The sequence below is a fragment of the Kitasatospora sp. NPDC058190 genome (genome assembly GCF_042883685.1).
GTDB lineage: Bacteria > Actinomycetota > Actinomycetes > Streptomycetales > Streptomycetaceae > Kitasatospora.
The window spans coordinates 86,935-102,017 of record NZ_JBHVVI010000013.1; the positions used below are offsets into that span (position 1 = coordinate 86,935).

General features: G+C 72.9%; 12 protein-coding genes and 1 tRNA gene. 3 read left to right on the forward strand and 10 right to left on the reverse strand.

The genetic code is table 11. The features are described 5' to 3' along the window. Positions 1 to 263 precede the first annotated feature (263 nt). The 5 genes from thrC to ACFVWU_RS08800 form a co-directional block, all read right to left on the reverse strand. Complete coding sequence (gene thrC, locus ACFVWU_RS08780; RefSeq protein WP_387617214.1) at positions 264 to 1,367, reverse strand: threonine synthase; 1,104 nt, start codon at positions 1,365 to 1,367, stop codon at positions 264 to 266. Positions 1,368 to 1,377: 10 nt separating this feature from the next. Beyond that, a complete protein-coding gene (locus tag ACFVWU_RS08785) occupies positions 1,378 to 2,670 on the reverse strand; it encodes a homoserine dehydrogenase (protein WP_387617216.1) in 1,293 nt (430 codons plus the stop codon). A 137-nt stretch (positions 2,671 to 2,807) separates the two neighbouring features. Beyond that, on the reverse strand, positions 2,808 to 4,199 hold the full coding sequence (lysA, locus tag ACFVWU_RS08790; RefSeq protein ID WP_387617218.1) for a diaminopimelate decarboxylase: 1,392 nt from the start codon (positions 4,197 to 4,199) through the stop codon (positions 2,808 to 2,810). Positions 4,200 to 4,363: 164 nt separating this feature from the next. Next, positions 4,364 to 6,025, reverse strand: a complete 1,662-nt coding sequence (argS, locus tag ACFVWU_RS08795; RefSeq protein ID WP_387617220.1) for an arginine--tRNA ligase — start codon at positions 6,023 to 6,025, stop codon at positions 4,364 to 4,366. Positions 6,026 to 6,130: 105 nt separating this feature from the next. Continuing rightward, positions 6,131 to 6,550: a PleD family two-component system response regulator gene (locus ACFVWU_RS08800; protein ID WP_387617272.1), complete on the reverse strand. Its 420-nt coding sequence runs from the start codon at positions 6,548 to 6,550 to the stop codon at positions 6,131 to 6,133. Between the two features lie 171 nt (positions 6,551 to 6,721). On the opposite strand from ACFVWU_RS08800, the gene ACFVWU_RS08805 reads away from it, so the two are divergent. Continuing rightward, positions 6,722 to 6,793 (forward strand) — tRNA-Arg (locus ACFVWU_RS08805). Between the two features lie 231 nt (positions 6,794 to 7,024). Here ACFVWU_RS08805 and ACFVWU_RS08810 read toward each other — a convergent pair. The 3 genes from ACFVWU_RS08810 to ACFVWU_RS08820 form a co-directional block, all read right to left on the reverse strand. Continuing rightward, a complete protein-coding gene (locus tag ACFVWU_RS08810; protein ID WP_387617222.1) occupies positions 7,025 to 8,023 on the reverse strand; it encodes a trypsin-like peptidase domain-containing protein in 999 nt (332 codons plus the stop codon). A gap of 104 nt (positions 8,024 to 8,127) precedes the next feature. Next, a complete protein-coding gene (locus ACFVWU_RS08815; RefSeq protein ID WP_387617224.1) occupies positions 8,128 to 9,045 on the reverse strand; it encodes a carbohydrate kinase family protein in 918 nt (305 codons plus the stop codon). 219 nt (positions 9,046 to 9,264) lie between these two features. Further along, positions 9,265 to 11,022, reverse strand: a complete 1,758-nt coding sequence (locus tag ACFVWU_RS08820; protein WP_387617226.1) for a DUF885 domain-containing protein — start codon at positions 11,020 to 11,022, stop codon at positions 9,265 to 9,267. 164 nt (positions 11,023 to 11,186) lie between these two features. Between ACFVWU_RS08820 and ACFVWU_RS08825 the strand changes: the two genes are divergently transcribed. Further along, a complete protein-coding gene (locus ACFVWU_RS08825; RefSeq protein ID WP_387617228.1) occupies positions 11,187 to 11,942 on the forward strand; it encodes a TetR/AcrR family transcriptional regulator in 756 nt (251 codons plus the stop codon). A gap of 60 nt (positions 11,943 to 12,002) precedes the next feature. On the opposite strand, the gene ACFVWU_RS08830 is transcribed toward ACFVWU_RS08825, so the two are convergent. Further along, positions 12,003 to 12,854 carry a fumarylacetoacetate hydrolase family protein gene (locus ACFVWU_RS08830; protein ID WP_387617229.1) on the reverse strand — a complete coding sequence of 284 codons (852 nt, stop codon included), beginning with the start codon at positions 12,852 to 12,854 and terminating at the stop codon, positions 12,003 to 12,005. A gap of 270 nt (positions 12,855 to 13,124) precedes the next feature. Between ACFVWU_RS08830 and ACFVWU_RS08835 the strand changes: the two genes are divergently transcribed. Next, positions 13,125 to 13,823: an MBL fold metallo-hydrolase gene (locus ACFVWU_RS08835; protein ID WP_387617231.1), complete on the forward strand. Its 699-nt coding sequence runs from the start codon at positions 13,125 to 13,127 to the stop codon at positions 13,821 to 13,823. Here ACFVWU_RS08835 and ACFVWU_RS08840 read toward each other — a convergent pair. Continuing rightward, positions 13,779 to 15,080 carry a serine/threonine-protein kinase gene (locus ACFVWU_RS08840; RefSeq protein WP_387617233.1) on the reverse strand — a complete coding sequence of 434 codons (1,302 nt, stop codon included), beginning with the start codon at positions 15,078 to 15,080 and terminating at the stop codon, positions 13,779 to 13,781. The two genes, ACFVWU_RS08835 and ACFVWU_RS08840, sit on opposite strands and share 45 nt — an antisense overlap. Positions 15,081 to 15,083: the final 3 nt, after the last annotated feature.

A 15,083-nucleotide genomic window follows, 5' to 3' on the forward strand; every position in this document is an offset into this window, starting at 1 on the left:
CGCGGCCCGTACCAGGACGGGCCCGGGGCATGTGCCACACGGCCGAAGCCAGAGTATCGAAGAGAGGTTCCCCAGTGGTACACCCCGTGGGCCTTCGATCTGGTGTGTTGCCGGTTCTGGCCGGAATGCACACCCCTCCCCGCCAAAGAGCGGGGCGGAATCGGATCGGAATGCGATACGGAATTGACACAAAAGAGTCAGTGGAGAACTTCGACGGACCGACCCCCGAAAGAGTCGGCCCGTCGAAGCGTCAGGCCCCGTTGTCAGTCGAGCAGTCCGAGCCGCTGGGCCGCGGCCTCCGGGTCGACCGGGACGATCTGCGGCTGCGGCGCGCCGGCCACCGCCCAGTCCGGGTCCTTGAGGCCGTTGCCGGTCACGGTGCAGACGATCCGCTGGCCCGGGTCGACCAGGCCGGCCTCCGCCTTCGCCAGCAGACCGGCCACCGAGGCGGCCGAGGCGGGCTCCACGAAGACGCCCTCCTGCGCGGCCAACAGGCGGTAGGCGGAAAGGATCTGACGATCCGTCACCTTGTCGATGAGGCCGCCGGACTCGTCCCGGGCGGCGAGCGCGTAGTCCCAGGAGGCCGGGTTGCCGATCCGGATCGCGGTCGCGATCGTCTGCGGCTTGAGGACGGGCGCGCCGTCCACGATCGGGGCCGAGCCGGCCGCCTGGAAGCCCCACATCCGCGGGGTGCGCGAGGACATCCCGTCGGTCGCGTACTCGCGGTAGCCCTTCCAGTAGGCGGTGATGTTGCCCGCGTTTCCGACCGGCAGGACGTGGATGTCCGGGGCGTCGCCGAGCATGTCGACGATCTCGAAGGCCGCCGTCTTCTGGCCCTCGATCCGCACCGGGTTCACCGAGTTGACCAGGGCGACCGGGTACTTCTCGGACAGTTCGCGCGCCAGGGTCAGGCAGTCGTCGAAGTTCCCGTCGACCTGCAGGATCCTGGCGCCGTGCACCAGCGCCTGGCCCATCTTGCCGAGGGCGATCTTGCCCTGCGGGACGAGCACGGCGGAGACCATCCCGGCCCGCACCGCGTACGCGGCGGCGGAGGCCGAGGTGTTGCCGGTGGACGCGCAGATGACCGCCTGCGCGCCCTCCTCCTTGGCCTTGGAGATGGCCATCGTCATCCCGCGGTCCTTGAAGGAGCCGGTCGGGTTGGCGCCCTCGACCTTGAGGTAGACCTCGCAGCCGGTGCGCTCGGAGAGCACCTGGGCGGGGACCAGGGGCGTACCGCCCTCGAGCAGGGTGACCACCGGGGTGGCCGCGGTGACCGGCAGGCGGTCCCGGTACTCCTCGATCAGCCCGCGCCACTGGTGGGTGTGGGTGTGGGTGCTTCTGGCCGCGTTCTCGGCAACGCCGCTCATCATCTGTTCCTTACTCCCCTTCGACCCGCATGATGCTGGCCACGTCCCGCACGCTGTCCAGCGCGCGGAGCTTGTCGACCGTCGCCGACAGCGCGGCGTCGGTGGCACGGTGGGTGACCACGACGAGCGAGGCGTCGCCGTCGCGGCCCTGCTGGCGCACGGTGTCGATGGACACCCCGTGCTCGGCGAACACGGACGCGACCTGGGCGAGCACGCCCGCGCGGTCGTCGACGTCCAGACTGACGTGGTAGCGGGTGACCACCTCGTCCATCGGCTTGGCCGGCAGCCGGGTGTACACGGAGTCACCGGGACCGGGGGCACCGGCCAGCTTGTTGCGGCAGACCGCGACCAGGTCGCCGAGCACCGCGGAGGCGGTCGGCGAGCCGCCCGCGCCCGGGCCGTAGAACATCAGCCGGCCGGCCGCCTCGGCCTCGACGAACACCGCGTTGTACGCCTCGCGGACCGAGGCCAACGGGTGCGACAGCGGGATCATCGCCGGGTGGACCCGCGCGGTGACGGACTCGCCGTGGGCCGCCCGCTCGCAGATCGCGAGCAGCTTGACCACGCAGCCCATCTCCTTGGCGGAGGCGATGTCGGCGGCGGTCACCTCGGTGATGCCCTCGCGGTACACGTCCGCGGCGGTGACCTTGGTGTGGAAGGCGATGCCGGCCAGGATCGCGGCCTTGGCGGCGGCGTCGAAGCCCTCCACGTCGGCCGTCGGGTCGGCCTCGGCGTAGCCGAGCGCGGTGGCCTCCTCCAGCGCCTCGGAGTAGCCGGCGCCGGTGGTGTCCATCTTGTCGAGGATGAAGTTGGTGGTGCCGTTGACGATCCCCAGCACCCGGTTGACCTTGTCCCCCGCGAGGGACTCGCGCAGCGGGCGCAGCAGCGGGATCGCGCCCGCCACCGCGGCCTCGTAGTACAGGTCCACCCCGGCCTCGGCGGCCGCGGCGTGCAGCTCGGTGCCGTCCCTGGCGAGCAGCGCCTTGTTGGCGCTGACCACCGAGGCGCCCCGCTTGAAGGCGGACAGGATCAGCGATTTGGACGGCTCGATGCCGCCCACCACCTCGACCACCACGTCGATGTCGCCCCGGTTGACCAGGGCCTCGGCGTCGGTGGTGATCAGGTGCTCGGGCACCCCGGGGCGGACCCGGCCGGCCCGGCGGACCGCGATCCCGGCGAGCTCGACCGGGGCACCGATGCGAGCGGCGAGGTCGTCGGCCGTCGTCGTCATGATGCGCGCCACCTCGGAGCCCACCACACCACAACCCAGCAACGCCACCTTCAGCGGGCGCGTACGCATCATCCGACTCCGCTCTGCATTCATCGTGCTTCGGTATTTCCGGCGGTTTTTCGGGGCCGCCGGGAACTTCGGTCCGTACCAGTCTCGAGGACTTTCCGCACGGATCTACGGTCGTTCCATGATCTGAGACGAGAATTTCGTCATCCGATATCCAGGCGCAGGAGATCCTCCTCCGTCTCGCGCCGGACGATCACCCGGGCCGCACCGTCCTTGACGGCGACCACGGGGGGCTTCAGGGCGTGGTTGTAGTTGCTCGCCATCGAGCGGCAGTAGGCGCCGGTGGCGGGCACCGCGATCAGGTCGCCCGGGGTCAGGTCGGCCGGCAGGAAGGCGTCCCGCACCACGATGTCGCCGGACTCGCAGTGCTTGCCGACCACCCGGACCAGCATCGGCTCGGCCTCGCTGGTGCGCGACACCAGGGCCACCGAGTACTCGGCGTCGTACAGCGCGGTGCGGATGTTGTCGGACATCCCGCCGTCCACGCTGACGTAGGTGCGCAGGCCCTCCAGCGGCTTGACCGTGCCGACCTCGTACAGGGTGAACGCGGTCGGGCCGACGATCGCCCGGCCCGGCTCCACGCTCAGCCGGGGGGTGTCGAGGTTCGCGGCGGCGCACTCGCGGCGGACGATCTCGGCCAGCGCGGCCGCGATCTCGGCCGGCTCGCGCGGGTCGTCGTCGCTGGTGTACGCGATGCCGAGGCCGCCGCCGAGGTCGATCTCGGGCAGCTCGACTCCGTGCTCGTCGCGGATCTCCGCCAGCAGGCCGACCACCCGGCGGGCGGCCACCTCGAAGCCGGCCGTGTCGAAGATCTGCGAGCCGATGTGCGAGTGGATGCCGCGCAGCTCCAGGCTGTCGTGGCCGAGCACCCGGCGCACCGCCTCGGCGGCCGCTCCCCCGTTCAGGGACAGGCCGAACTTCTGGTCCTCGTGCGCCGTGGCGATGAACTCGTGGGTGTGCGCCTCGACGCCGACGGTGATCCGGATCAGCACCTGCTGGCGCACGCCCTGGCGGGCGGCGATCGCGGCCAGGCGCTCGATCTCCTCGTAGGAGTCGACCACGATGTGCCCGACGCCGGTCTTCACCGCGTGCTCGAGCTCGTCCACCGACTTGTTGTTGCCGTGCAGCGCGATCCGCTCCGGCGGCATCCCGGCGGCCAGCGCGACCGCCAGCTCGCCGACGCTGCACACGTCGAGGTTGAGGCCCTCCTCGTGCAGCCAGCGCACGATCGCCTTGGAGAGGAAGGCCTTTCCGGCGTAGTAGACGTCCGCGTCGGAGCCGAAGGCGTCCCGCCAGGCGCGGGCCCGGGTGCGGAAGTCCTCCTCGTCCAGCACGTAGGCGGGGGTGCCGAACTCGGCCGCCAGCCGCTTGACGTCGATCCCGCCGACGGTGGCCACGCCCTCGGCGTCGCGGGCGACGGTGCGCGACCAGACCTTGGGGTCCAGCGCGTTCAGGTCGGCAGGCGGGGCCTGGTAGTGGCCCTCGGGCAGCACGTCACCGTGCCGGGGGCCTGCGGGGTGTGCGGAGCGACTCATGCGCCCACCTCGCTACGCTCGGCGGGGCATTCGCCACACGCAGCACCCATGATTCGCTCGCTTCGCTCGCTCATGCTCGTTCGTCCTTCGGGACCTATGGCGAGGGGCGGCGACGGTCACCGTTGACCGTCAGCCGCCCCCCGCTGTGCGCTTGGGGGTGGTGCCTACATCCGCTCGGGCGCCGTCACGCCCAGGAGCGTGAGGCCGTTGGCCATGACCGTGCGCGTGGCCTCGACCAGCCAGAGCCGGGCACGGTGGGTGTCGGAGAGCTCCTCGTCGCCCTTGGGCAGGAACATGCAGTTCTCGTACAGGCGGTGGTACTTGCCCGCGAGGTCCTCCAGGTAGCGCGCGACCCGGTGCGGCTCGCGCAGCTCGCCGGCGGTGGCGAGGATGCGCGGGAACTCGCCGAGGGCGCCGAGGATGTCGTTCTCCCACTCGGTGGCGAGCAGCTCGGGTTTGAACAGCTCGGCCGTGCCCTTGTCCACGCCCAGCTCGGCGGCCTTGCGCGCCACGCCGCACATCCGGGTGTGGGCGTACTGGACGTAGAAGACCGGGTTCTCGTTGGACTGGCTGGTCAGCAGGTTGATGTCCAGCGTGATCGTCGAGTCCGTGGAGGAGCGCGCCAGGGTATAGCGGGCGGCGTCCACGCCGATCCACTCGACCACGTCGTCGATCGTGATGATGTTGCCGGCCCGCTTGGACATGCGGACCTCTTCGCCGTCGCGAAGCATCTTCACGAACTGGCCGATCTTCACCTCGATGTTGCGGTCCATGTCGTCGCCCGCACAGGCCGAGATGGCCTTGAGGCGGTTGACGTAGCCGTGGTGGTCGGCGCCCAGCATGTAGAGCGCGACCTCGGCGCCGCGGTCCCGCTTGGACAGGTAGTAGGCGGCGTCGGCGGCGAAGTAGGTCTTGTCGCCGTCGGCCTTGATCAGGACGCGGTCCTTGTCGTCGCCGAAGTCGGTGGTGCGCAGGAAGACCGCGCCGTCCTGCTCGAAGACGTGGCCCTGCTCGCGCAGCCGGTCGATGGCCTTCTCGACGGCGCCGGAGTCGTGCAGCGTCTTCTCCGAGAACCACACGTCGAAGTGGGTGCCGAACTCGTCCATCGAGCGCTTGATCTCGGCGACCATGAGCTTGAGGCCCTCGGTGCGGAAGACCTGCAGCTGCTCGGCCTCGGGCAGGTCGAGCACGCCCGGGATCGCGCCGGTGAGCGTCTTGGCGATGTCGACGATGTACTCGCCGACGTAGCCGCCCTCGGGCACCTCGCGGCCGTTCGCGGCGGCCTGCAGCGAGGCGGCGAACTTGGTGATCTGCACGCCGGCGTCGTTGAGGTAGTACTCGGTGGTGACGTCGGCGCCGGAGGCCCGCAGCACGCGCGCCAGCGAGTCGCCGACGGCCGCCCAGCGGACGCCGCCGATGTGGATCGGGCCGGTCGGGTTGGCGGAGACGAACTCCAGGTTGATCTTCAGGCCCTTGAGGGCCTCGTTGCGGCCGTAGGCCTCGCCCGCCTCGACGATGGTGCGGGCCAGCGCACCGGCGGTGGCGGCGTCCAGGGTGATGTTCAGGAAGCCCGGACCGGCGATGTCGACCTTGGCGACGCCGGTGATCCCTCGCAGGCGCTCGGCCAGAGCCTCGGCAACGGCTCGCGGCGGCTTGCCGGCCGCCTTGGCGAGCTGGAGGGCCACGTTCGTCGCGTAGTCGCCGTGGTCCCTGTTCTTGGGCCGCTCGACCGTCACGTGCTCGGGCACGGCGACGGCCAGCTCGCCCGCCTCGACGGCGGAGCTCACTGCGGCCTGGATTGCCTGGGAAAGGTCTGCGGGGGTCACGACGCCAAGCGTAGGCGAGACGGGGTGTCCGCCCGCCACTCGGTTTACCGGTTGAGACGCCCTGACTGCTGGTTGAGACGCCGCCATGCCGTTGCGCCAGGGGTGTCAGCCGCGATCCGTGCGATCTGTTCGCTCAGGGCGAAACCCTTCGGGCTGCCCGGTGAGTCGCATCAGGCGCCGGACCAGGGCCACCAGGTCGGCCGGGTCGAAGGGCTTGCCGAGGTAGCCGTCCACGCCGACGGTCTCCCCCAGGTCCAGATCCGCCGGGGTGCAGGCGCTCACGATCGCGATCGGCAGCCGGCGGGTGTCCGGGGTCGCCCGCAGCCGGGCCGCGGTCCGCAGGCCGTCCAGCCGGGGCATCACCACGTCCAGGGTCACCACGTCGGGCTTCACCCGGCGGATCACCTCCAGGCACTCGGCGCCGTCGGCGGCGGTCACCACCTCGAAGCCTTCGAGCTCCAGGTTGACCCTGATCAGCTGGCGGATCACCTCGCTGTCGTCCACCACGAGGACCCGCCCGGACACTCCCGACACCTCACCGAGGGTATCGGCGGCCCCGCCGCCCCGTCCGGCCTTTGGACACTTCCGCCCCCCGGGCCCGCCCGACGATCTTTCCGGAAACCCGTGCACGGACCGCGGCCGAAGCCTGGTAGTGTTCATTCCGTCGGAACGCGGAAGCGGCCGACAGGCCAACAGGCCCCCGTAGCTCAGGGGATAGAGCACCGCCCTCCGGAGGCGGGTGCGTAGGTTCGAATCCTACCGGGGGCACTTCGCGGTAAGTGCAACTGAGGCCCAGATCAGTGGAGTTGATCCACAGATCTGGGCCTTCGTCATGTCCGGGGCCCGGAGGGGACCGGCGTTGGCGGGGTCGGGGCCCGGAGGGGACCGGCGTTGGCGGGGTCGGGGCCCGGAGGGGACCGGCGATCACGGGGTCGGGCCCTCGCGCGCGGGCACCGGCGGGGGCGCGGGCCGTTCCGCTCCCCCGCGCCGGCCGGACGCTCAGGAGGCGGCGGACTCGGCCTGGGCGTACAGGTCCGCGATGGTGTGGTCGAAGTAGGCGCTGTACGAGGTGTCGTCGCTGTCGCCGCCCTGCTGGTATCCGCCGATGGCACCGACCACGTCACCGGTGGCAGCGTCGATCCACGGGCCGCCGCTGGTGCCGGCCGGGTAGGACGGGCACTGGATGACGCGCTGGTAGGCGCTCTGCTGGGCGGTCGTGTTGGTGCACAGGCTCGGCGTCTCGGCGTCGGCCGGGTAGCCGTAGAGGTGGACGGTGGCGCCGAACGGCTCGCCGGAGCCCAGGCGGTTGCCGCCGACCACGTCCTCGACCTTGCGGCCGTTGCTGGGGGCGGTCTCCAGGATCGCGAAGTCCTCGTCCACGTCGCCCTTCTGGGACCAGCCGCTGGCGGTGTGGACCGCGGTCACCTGCCAGGTGCCGTACGGGGCGGAGCCGTCACGGTAGCCGGGGGCGAAGACCACGCCGTCGGTGCTGGTGATGCAGTGCGCGGCGGTCAGCAGCAGGTTGCCGGTCGCGCTGTGCAGCACGCTGGCGGTGCAGAAGTGGTTGCCGGCCCCCACCGAGCCGCTGAACAGCGCGCCCACGGTGGCGGCCTCCTTGTCGTCGGCGGGGGCGGCGGCGGTGGTGCCGAGGGCGGCGCCGTGGGTGTCGGGGGTGGCCGTCGGGGTGGCCGTCGGGGCGGCGGCGGGGCTGTCGGTGGGGTTCGGCGCGGCGCTGGGGGTCGGGCTGTCGCTCGGCGTGCTGGCCGAGGCCTGGGCGGGCGGGGCGGGATCGCCCGCGGTGGCGCTCGGGCTGGCGGTCGGCATCGGCGGGGCGGCCCGGACACTGCGGGCCGCCTTCCCGGCGGCCGTCGCGTCCGACAGGTTCAGCCCGTGCGCCCCGGTCACCACCGCGGCCACCACCACGGCGGACAGCCCGGCGAACAACGAGGGGGCGAGCAGACGGTGGCGGCGCGACCTCTTGCGGCGGTGCTGACCCATGTCCGTCTCTCCTGCCGTAGTCGGTGGCGGCGTGCGCTCAACGACTATGACGTCTCAGCCTGGAAAGGTCGTTACCGCGGGCTTGGAGGTCGATGAGAAATCGGTCACCGGAGCAGCAGGGTATCGAGTTCGGCCGCGGCGATGAAGTCGGTGTGCGTACCGGCGGTGGTGCAGGCGAAGGCGCCGGCCGCCGAGCCGGCCCGGGCGCAGTCCAGCGGCGGGTGGCCGCGGAACCAGGCGTACAGGAAGCCGGTGACGAAGGCGTCCCCGGCGCCGTTGGTGTCGACCACCGGGCGGCCCGGGTCGACGGCGGGCAGGTGGCGCAGGACGCCGTCCTCGCGGGTGAGCAGGTGGCAGCCCTCGGCGCCCGCGGTGGCGGTGACCACGGTGGCCCGGCCCTCGGCGAGGATCGCGCGCATCACCTCCTCGTACCGGCCGCGGCAGCCGGCCACCGAGAGGAACACCAGGTCGGAGTTGAGGGCGTAGTCGCGGTGGTGCGGGTCGGCGCCGTCCCAGTCGTGCAGGTCGGTGGAGGTGGTGCGGCCGAGCCGGTGGAGGTCGCCGTACATGTCCCGGTTGACGCCGGTGATCGAGAGGTGGACGTGCCGGCTGCGCTCGGCGTACGGGAGGTGGAACTCGCGCGGCAGCCGCAGGTCGGCGGGGTGGCGGCCGTCGAAGAAGGAGAACCGGCGGCCGGCCGCGTCCACCAGGTTGACTCCGCGCGGGGTGCCGTGCGGGCTCACCAGGTGCGCGAAGTGCAGGCCGTGGCGCCGGTAGTGGGCGCGGACCAGGTCGCCCTGCGGGTCGTCGCCGAGGAAGTCCAGGAAGGCGGTGCGCAGGCCGAGCCGGTGGGCGCCGAGGGCGACGCCGTTGCCGGTGTGGCCGACGTAGTCGCGCACCGGCTCGACGAACCGGGAGTCGCCGGGCGGGATCTCCAGCCGTTCGACCCGGACGATGGTGTCCACTCCGGCGCCGCCGACGACGAGCAGGTCGAACTCGGCCGGCGTGGTGTCGGGCAGCATGGCGGCGCCTCCTTGGTCCCCTGGACGGTCGCCAGGAGTCAAGCAGGCGCCGGAGGTTGACTGCAAGGCCTTGCTGCAAGCTTTCAATCGGATCGCCGTCGGTCGTACCGGTCCGGACCGGGGTCCCGGGACACGCGACCGAGTCCCGGGACCCCGCTCCCTACGGCTCCGTACGGCTCCGCACGGCTCCGCACGGCTCCGTACGGCTCCGTACGGCTCCTACAGCGCCGACAGCTCCGCAACCAGGTCGTCCAGGCCCAGCGAGCCCTGCGAGAGCGCCGCCATGTGCCAGGCCTTGAGGTCGAACTCCTCGCCCCGCGCCTCGTGCGCCGCCTTCGCCGCCGCCCGGCCGCGCAGCCAGGCGCGCTCGCCGAGCTTGTAGCCGATCGCCTGACCGGGCAGGCCCAGGTAGCGGACCAGCTCGCTGTCCAGGAAGTCGGCGGACAGGCCGCAGTACAGCCCGAAGAACTCACGGGCGTGCTCCGGGCTCACCGGCTCGCCCGGCTTGTACGGGGAGTCCGCCGGGAAGTCCAGGCCGAGGTGCATGCCGATGTCGATGATGACCCGCAGCGCCCGCATCATCTGGGCGTTGAGGTAGCCGAGGCGGTGGCCCGGGTCGGTGAGGTAGCCGAGCTCGTCCATCAGGCGCTCGGCGTACAGCGCCCAGCCCTCCAGGTTGGCGCTGACCCCGCCGAGGCTCACCTGGTAGGTGGAGAGCCGGTCGGCGACGTAGTTCCACTGCGCGAGCTGCAGGTGGTGACCCGGGACGCCCTCGTGGTACCAGGTGGAGACCAGGTCCCAGACCGGGAAGCGATCCCTGCCGAGCAGCGGCAGCCAGGTCCGCCCGGGGCGGCTGAAGTCCAGCGAGGGCGCGGTGTAGTACGGCGCGGCGGCGCTGCCGGCCGGGGCGATCCGCGACTCGACCCGGGTGACCGGCTCGGCCAGGTCGAAGTGGGTGCCCTGGAGGTCCCGGACCGCCTGGTCCATCAGGCCCTGCAGGAACTCCCGGGTCGGCTCGGCACCCTCGATGGCCGGGCCGTCCGCCTCCAGCCACTTCATCGCCGTCATCGGGTCGGCGCCCGGACGGACCTTCCCGGCCTCGACCGTCATCTGCGCGTACAGGTCGTGGAACTCGCCCCAGGCCCAGGCGTAGGCCTCGTCCAGGTCCAGGTCGGCGCCGGTCCAGTAGCGCACCCAACGGGCGTAGCGCTCGCGGCCGACCGGGTCCGGGGTGTCGGCGGCGGCCGGGGCGTACACGTCGCGCATCCAGTCGCGCAGCGCGGCCAGCGCCTCGGCGGCGGCCACCGCGTGGGCGGACAGCTCGGCGTGCACGGCCTGGGGCGCGTCCTGGACGAACTGCCCGAACCAGCCCGCCCCTCGCCCACCACCACCCTTGTCCGAGCCGCTTCGCGGCGCCCCTCCTGCCGGCACCTCTCCGTCCAGCCACTCGCCGAACTGCCCGATCACCGTCGCCACCTGGCGGGGCCCGGAGAGCAGGCCGCGCTCGACACCCTCGGCCAGGGTCTGCCGGTACTGCTCCAGCGCCAGCGGGAGGCGGGCCAGCCGACGGCCGACCACCCGCCACTCGGCCTCGGTACCGGTGGGCATCAGGGTGAAGGCCTCCCGGGTGTTGTGCACCGGGGACCCCAGGTTGCGCACCGCGCGGAAGTTCTCGCCCGCGTCGTGGACGGCGAGTTCGGCGCTCAACCGCTCGCGCAGCAGTCGGGCGCAGCGGCGCTCGGCCTCGTCCTCGGCGGCGCCGGCGCGCTCGGCCTCGTCCAGCCGGGCCAGGGTGCGGCGGCCGAGGTCGGCGATCGCCTCGGTGCCGGCCGGGGAGAGGTCGGGCAGCCGGTCGTCCTCGGGGTCGAGGCCCAGGTACACCGCGGTCAGCGGGTCGAGGTCGGCCAGGGCGCGGACGTAGTCGTCGGCGATGCGGCGCGGGGTGTCGCCGTCGGAGGCGATCAGTTCTTCAGCCATTCGGACATCATCGCGTTGCCGGGGCCGATTGCAAGCCCCTGCCGCGGACCGGTTGACCTGCACCGGCCCGGGATTTGACGGACGGTGGGCATCGCAAACGCCCGTTCGGAAAGATCTGTGCCCGACAGGTCCCGATCCGTCCGACGCCCATTACGCTGGCGGCCATGGAAGCCCGCCCCACCACGGCAGCCGGCCCGGCCCCCACCCCGGCCGAACCCGGCCCGCGCCCGCGCCGCACCGGCTACCGGCGGCTGCCGGTCGAACAGCGGCGCGAGCAGCTGATCGCGGTCGCCCTGGAGCTGTTCGCCTCCCGGCCGCCCGAGGAGGTGGGCCTGGACGACGTCGCCGAGGCCGCCGGGGCCTCCCGGCCGCTGGTCTACCGCTACTTCGCGGGCGGCAAGCAGCAGCTGTACGAGGCCGCGCTGCGCACCGCCGCGGACGAGCTGACCAGCCGGTTCACCGTCCCGCCGAGCGGGACGCCGTCCGAGCAGCTGGCGGCCGTGCTGGACGGCTACTTCGACTTCGTGGCCGAGCACGAGGCCGGCTACTCGGCGCTGCTGCGCGGCGGTTCGGTGGTGGAGACGGCCCGCACCTCGGCGATCGTGGACGACGTCCGGCGGGTGGCGCTCAAGCGGACGGTACGGCACCTGGGGGTGCGGGAGCCCGGGCCGCGGCTGACCCTGCTGGTGCGCTCGTGGATCGCGGTGGTCGAGGGCGCGTCGCTGAGCTGGCTGGACGAGGGGCGCGCGCTGCCGGTGGTGGAGCTGCGCGACTGGCTGGTGGACCAGTTCACGGCGATGGCGGCGGCGACGGCGCTGCACGACCCGCAGACGGCGGAGGTGCTGGCGGGGCTGCTCGCGCTGGACGGTCCGCGGACGGACCGGGCCGGGCGGCTGCGCGCGGTGCTGGGCGGGCAGTGACCCGGGCTGGGCTCCCGACCCCCGTGCCAAGGGTCGGGTGCGCCCGGGGCCGGACAGGCCTCAGGCCTTGCCGAGCACCTGGCGCTGGCGGCCGAGGCCGTCGATCTCGATCTCGACCACGTCGCCCGGGGCGAGGAACGGCGTGCCCGGGCGGCCCAGGGTGACCCCGGCCGGGGTGCCGGTGACGATCACGTCGCCGGGCTCCAGCACCATGAACTGGCTCGCGTAACGGACGAGTTCGAGCACCGGGAAGATCATCTCGGCGGTGTTGCCGTGCTGGCGCCGCTCGCCGTTGACCCAGAGCCGCAGCTCCAGGGCCTGCGGGTCGGCCACCTCGTCGGCGGTGACCAGCCAGGGCCCGAGCGGGGTGAAGGTCTCCGCCGACTTGCCCTTGTCCCACTGGCCGCCGCGCTCGAACTGGAAGGCCCGCTCGGTGACGTCGTTGGCGATCGTGTAGCCGGCGATCACCCCGGCGGCCTCGGCGTGCGAGTCCAGGTAGCGGGCGGTGCGGCCGATCACGATCGCCAGCTCGGCCTCGTAGTCGGTCTTCTCGCCGCCGCGCGGCACCAGCACCTCGTCGTACGGGCCGACCACGGTGGAGCTCGGCTTGAGGAAGATCACCGGCTCGGCCGGGATCGCGGCCCCGGCCTCCGCCGCGTGGTCGCGGTAGTTGAGCCCGATGCCGACCACCTTGCCGGGCCGGGCCACCGGCGCGCCCACCCGCAGGCCGTCCAGGTCCACCACCGGCAGCAGGCCGGCGGCCACGTCCCGGGCCAGCTCGGCGGTGTCCAGCCCGGACAGGAAGGCCCCGTCGAGGTCGCGGGCCCGCCCGGAGAGGTCGTACGCGGTGCCGTCCTCGCCCAGCACGACCGGGCGCTCGGCGCCCGGGGGTCCGACGCGGAGGAGCTTCATCGATCCGTCACCAGCCTTTCGTCGCAGCTCACCGGGGCGGCGCGGACACCGCTCCCGAGTCCGGCAACGAGGTATATCAACGGCCCGGGGCGGCGGACCAGACCGTCCCGATGGGCGAATTCCCATCAAATCCCAGAGGAGCCCGGGGGCCCGAATCGGCGACCCGTACGGTTGACACCCGGATCCTCCGGGAGCGGGAGCGCCGACGCCGGGGACAGGCCCAGAGCGAACGCGGGCGTGCGACGGCGCCCGCGGGCGCAGGATGCGGGCATGGAGATCACCCGGGTACGCGACGAGTTGCACATGATCACCCTGGAGTTCGGCACCGCCTACCTGTGGCGGGACGACCACGGACTGACCCTGGTCGACACCGGCATCGCCGGGTCGGCGGACGGGATCGAGAAGGGCATCCGCGCCATCGGGCTGGATCCGGCCGCACTGCGCCGGATCGTGCTCACCCACCACCACGAGGACCACACCGGCTCGGCCGCCGAGCTGGCCCGCCGCTGGAGCGCCGAGGTGGTGGCGCACCCGCTGGAGGCGCCGGTCGTCCGCCGCGAGCAGCCGGCGGCGCCGCCCGTGCTGAACGCCTTCGAGCAGCAGCTGTGGGACGGCCTGCCGCCGATCCCGCCCGCCGAGCCCTGCCCGGTGCACCGCGAGGTCGAGGACGGGGACGTGCTGGACGTCGGCGGCGGCGCGGTGGTCGTGCACGTGCCCGGGCACACCGACGGCAGCATCGCGCTGCACCTGCCCGGGCCCGGGGTGCTGTTCACCGGGGACACCGTGTCCAACGTCCAGGGCCAGACCCGGCCGGGGGTGTTCAACACCGACCCGGCGCAGGCCCTCGCCTCCTTCCACCGGCTGGCCGCCCTGCCGGTGGAGACGGTGGTCTTCGGGCACGGCGACCCGATCGCCGTCGACGCCTCAGCGGCCCTGCGCGCCGCCGCCGAGCAGCACCCCCAGGTCTAGGTTCCTCCGCTCGCCCGGGCCGAGCCGGGCGGCCTCCCGCTGCCAGTGCGCGAGGTCGCGCCGCAGGTCGGCCCGGGCCTCCGGGGCGGCGCCCGGCTCCAGCGTCAGCGCCTCCAGCAGTTCGACGGCGGCGCCCCGGCTGCCGTCCCGGGCCAGCCAGAGGGCCAGGTCGTGGCAGGTGCGCAGGGTGCGGGGGTCGGCCTGGCCGCAGATCCGGGCGAAGTCGGGGACGAGCTTCAGCAGCATCTCCACGGCCTCCGCCGCCCTGCCGTCGGCACCGCGCTGCCAGGCCTGGTCGGCGCGGCGGCGCAGCTGCTCCGGGCTGGGGTCGTCCGGCCGCAGCATCCCGGGCCGGATCCGGCGCAGCCGCTCCAGCACCTCGGCGGCGTCGGCCGGCCGGTCGGCGGGCCGCTTGGCGAGCAGCTGGGCGACCAGGTCGGCCAGCGCCGGGTCGTGGCTGCGGATCCGCGGCGGGGTCACCGCCATGTGCTTGTGCATGTACTCGTACGGGGAGTCGGCGTGGAAGGGCCGTCGGCCGGTACTGACCTCGTACAGCATCACGCCGAACGCGTAGAGGTCGGCGCGGCCGTCCACGGTGCCGCCGGACCAGCACTCGGGCGCCAGGTACGGGACGGTGCCGACCACGCTGCCGGTGGAGGTGAGCCCGGTGGACTGGGTGAGCAGCCGGGCGATGCCGAAGTCCAGTACCTTCGCCCGGTCCCCGCCGTCCGCGATCATGACGTTCTCGGGCTTGATGTCCCGGTGGATGACGCCGCTGCGGTGCGCCGCGTCGAGCGCCTCGCAGACCTGCCCCATCCAGGCCAGCGCGCGCCCGTGGTCGGGCGGGCCGTCCTTGAGGATCGCGGACAGCGGCCGGCCCCGGACCACCTCCATCACCAGGTAGTGGGTCTCCCCGTCACCGTCGGCGACCCGGCCGTAGTCGTGCACCGTGACGATGTGCGGGTTGGAGAGGCCGCCGGCCACCTTGGCCTCGCGGACGAAGCGCCCGACGGCCTCCCGGTCGGCGGCGTGCTCGGCCAGCAGCAGCTTGACCGCGACCTCCCGCTCCAGCCACGTGTCGGTCGCCCGCCAGACCACGCCGAAGCCGCCCCTGCCCAGGAGCTCGTCCAAGCGGAAGCGACCGTCGAGCACCTCGCCCTTGTGCATGCCCTCCCCCAACTCGACCGCGCCCGTACGTCGTTCGCCGTCGGATGGGTCACCATAGCGGCGGGCGGGGACGAACAGGTGAACGGGCAAGCC

Excerpts from the sequence above, each read along its gene's own strand:
- thrC (WP_387617214.1), bottom strand. The coding sequence starts at position 1,367 with ATGAGCGGCGTTGCCGAGAACGCGGCCAGAAGCACCCACACCCACACC.
- ACFVWU_RS08785 (WP_387617216.1), bottom strand. The coding sequence starts at position 2,670 with ATGATGCGTACGCGCCCGCTGAAGGTGGCGTTGCTGGGTTGTGGTGTG.
- lysA (WP_387617218.1), bottom strand. The coding sequence starts at position 4,199 with ATGAGTCGCTCCGCACACCCCGCAGGCCCCCGGCACGGTGACGTGCTG.
- ACFVWU_RS08810 (WP_387617222.1), bottom strand. The coding sequence starts at position 8,023 with ATGGGTCAGCACCGCCGCAAGAGGTCGCGCCGCCACCGTCTGCTCGCC.
- ACFVWU_RS08815 (WP_387617224.1), bottom strand. The coding sequence starts at position 9,045 with ATGCTGCCCGACACCACGCCGGCCGAGTTCGACCTGCTCGTCGTCGGC.
- ACFVWU_RS08820 (WP_387617226.1), bottom strand. The coding sequence starts at position 11,022 with ATGGCTGAAGAACTGATCGCCTCCGACGGCGACACCCCGCGCCGCATC.
- ACFVWU_RS08825 (WP_387617228.1), top strand. The coding sequence starts at position 11,187 with ATGGAAGCCCGCCCCACCACGGCAGCCGGCCCGGCCCCCACCCCGGCC.
- ACFVWU_RS08830 (WP_387617229.1), bottom strand. The coding sequence starts at position 12,854 with ATGAAGCTCCTCCGCGTCGGACCCCCGGGCGCCGAGCGCCCGGTCGTG.
- ACFVWU_RS08835 (WP_387617231.1), top strand. The coding sequence starts at position 13,125 with ATGGAGATCACCCGGGTACGCGACGAGTTGCACATGATCACCCTGGAG.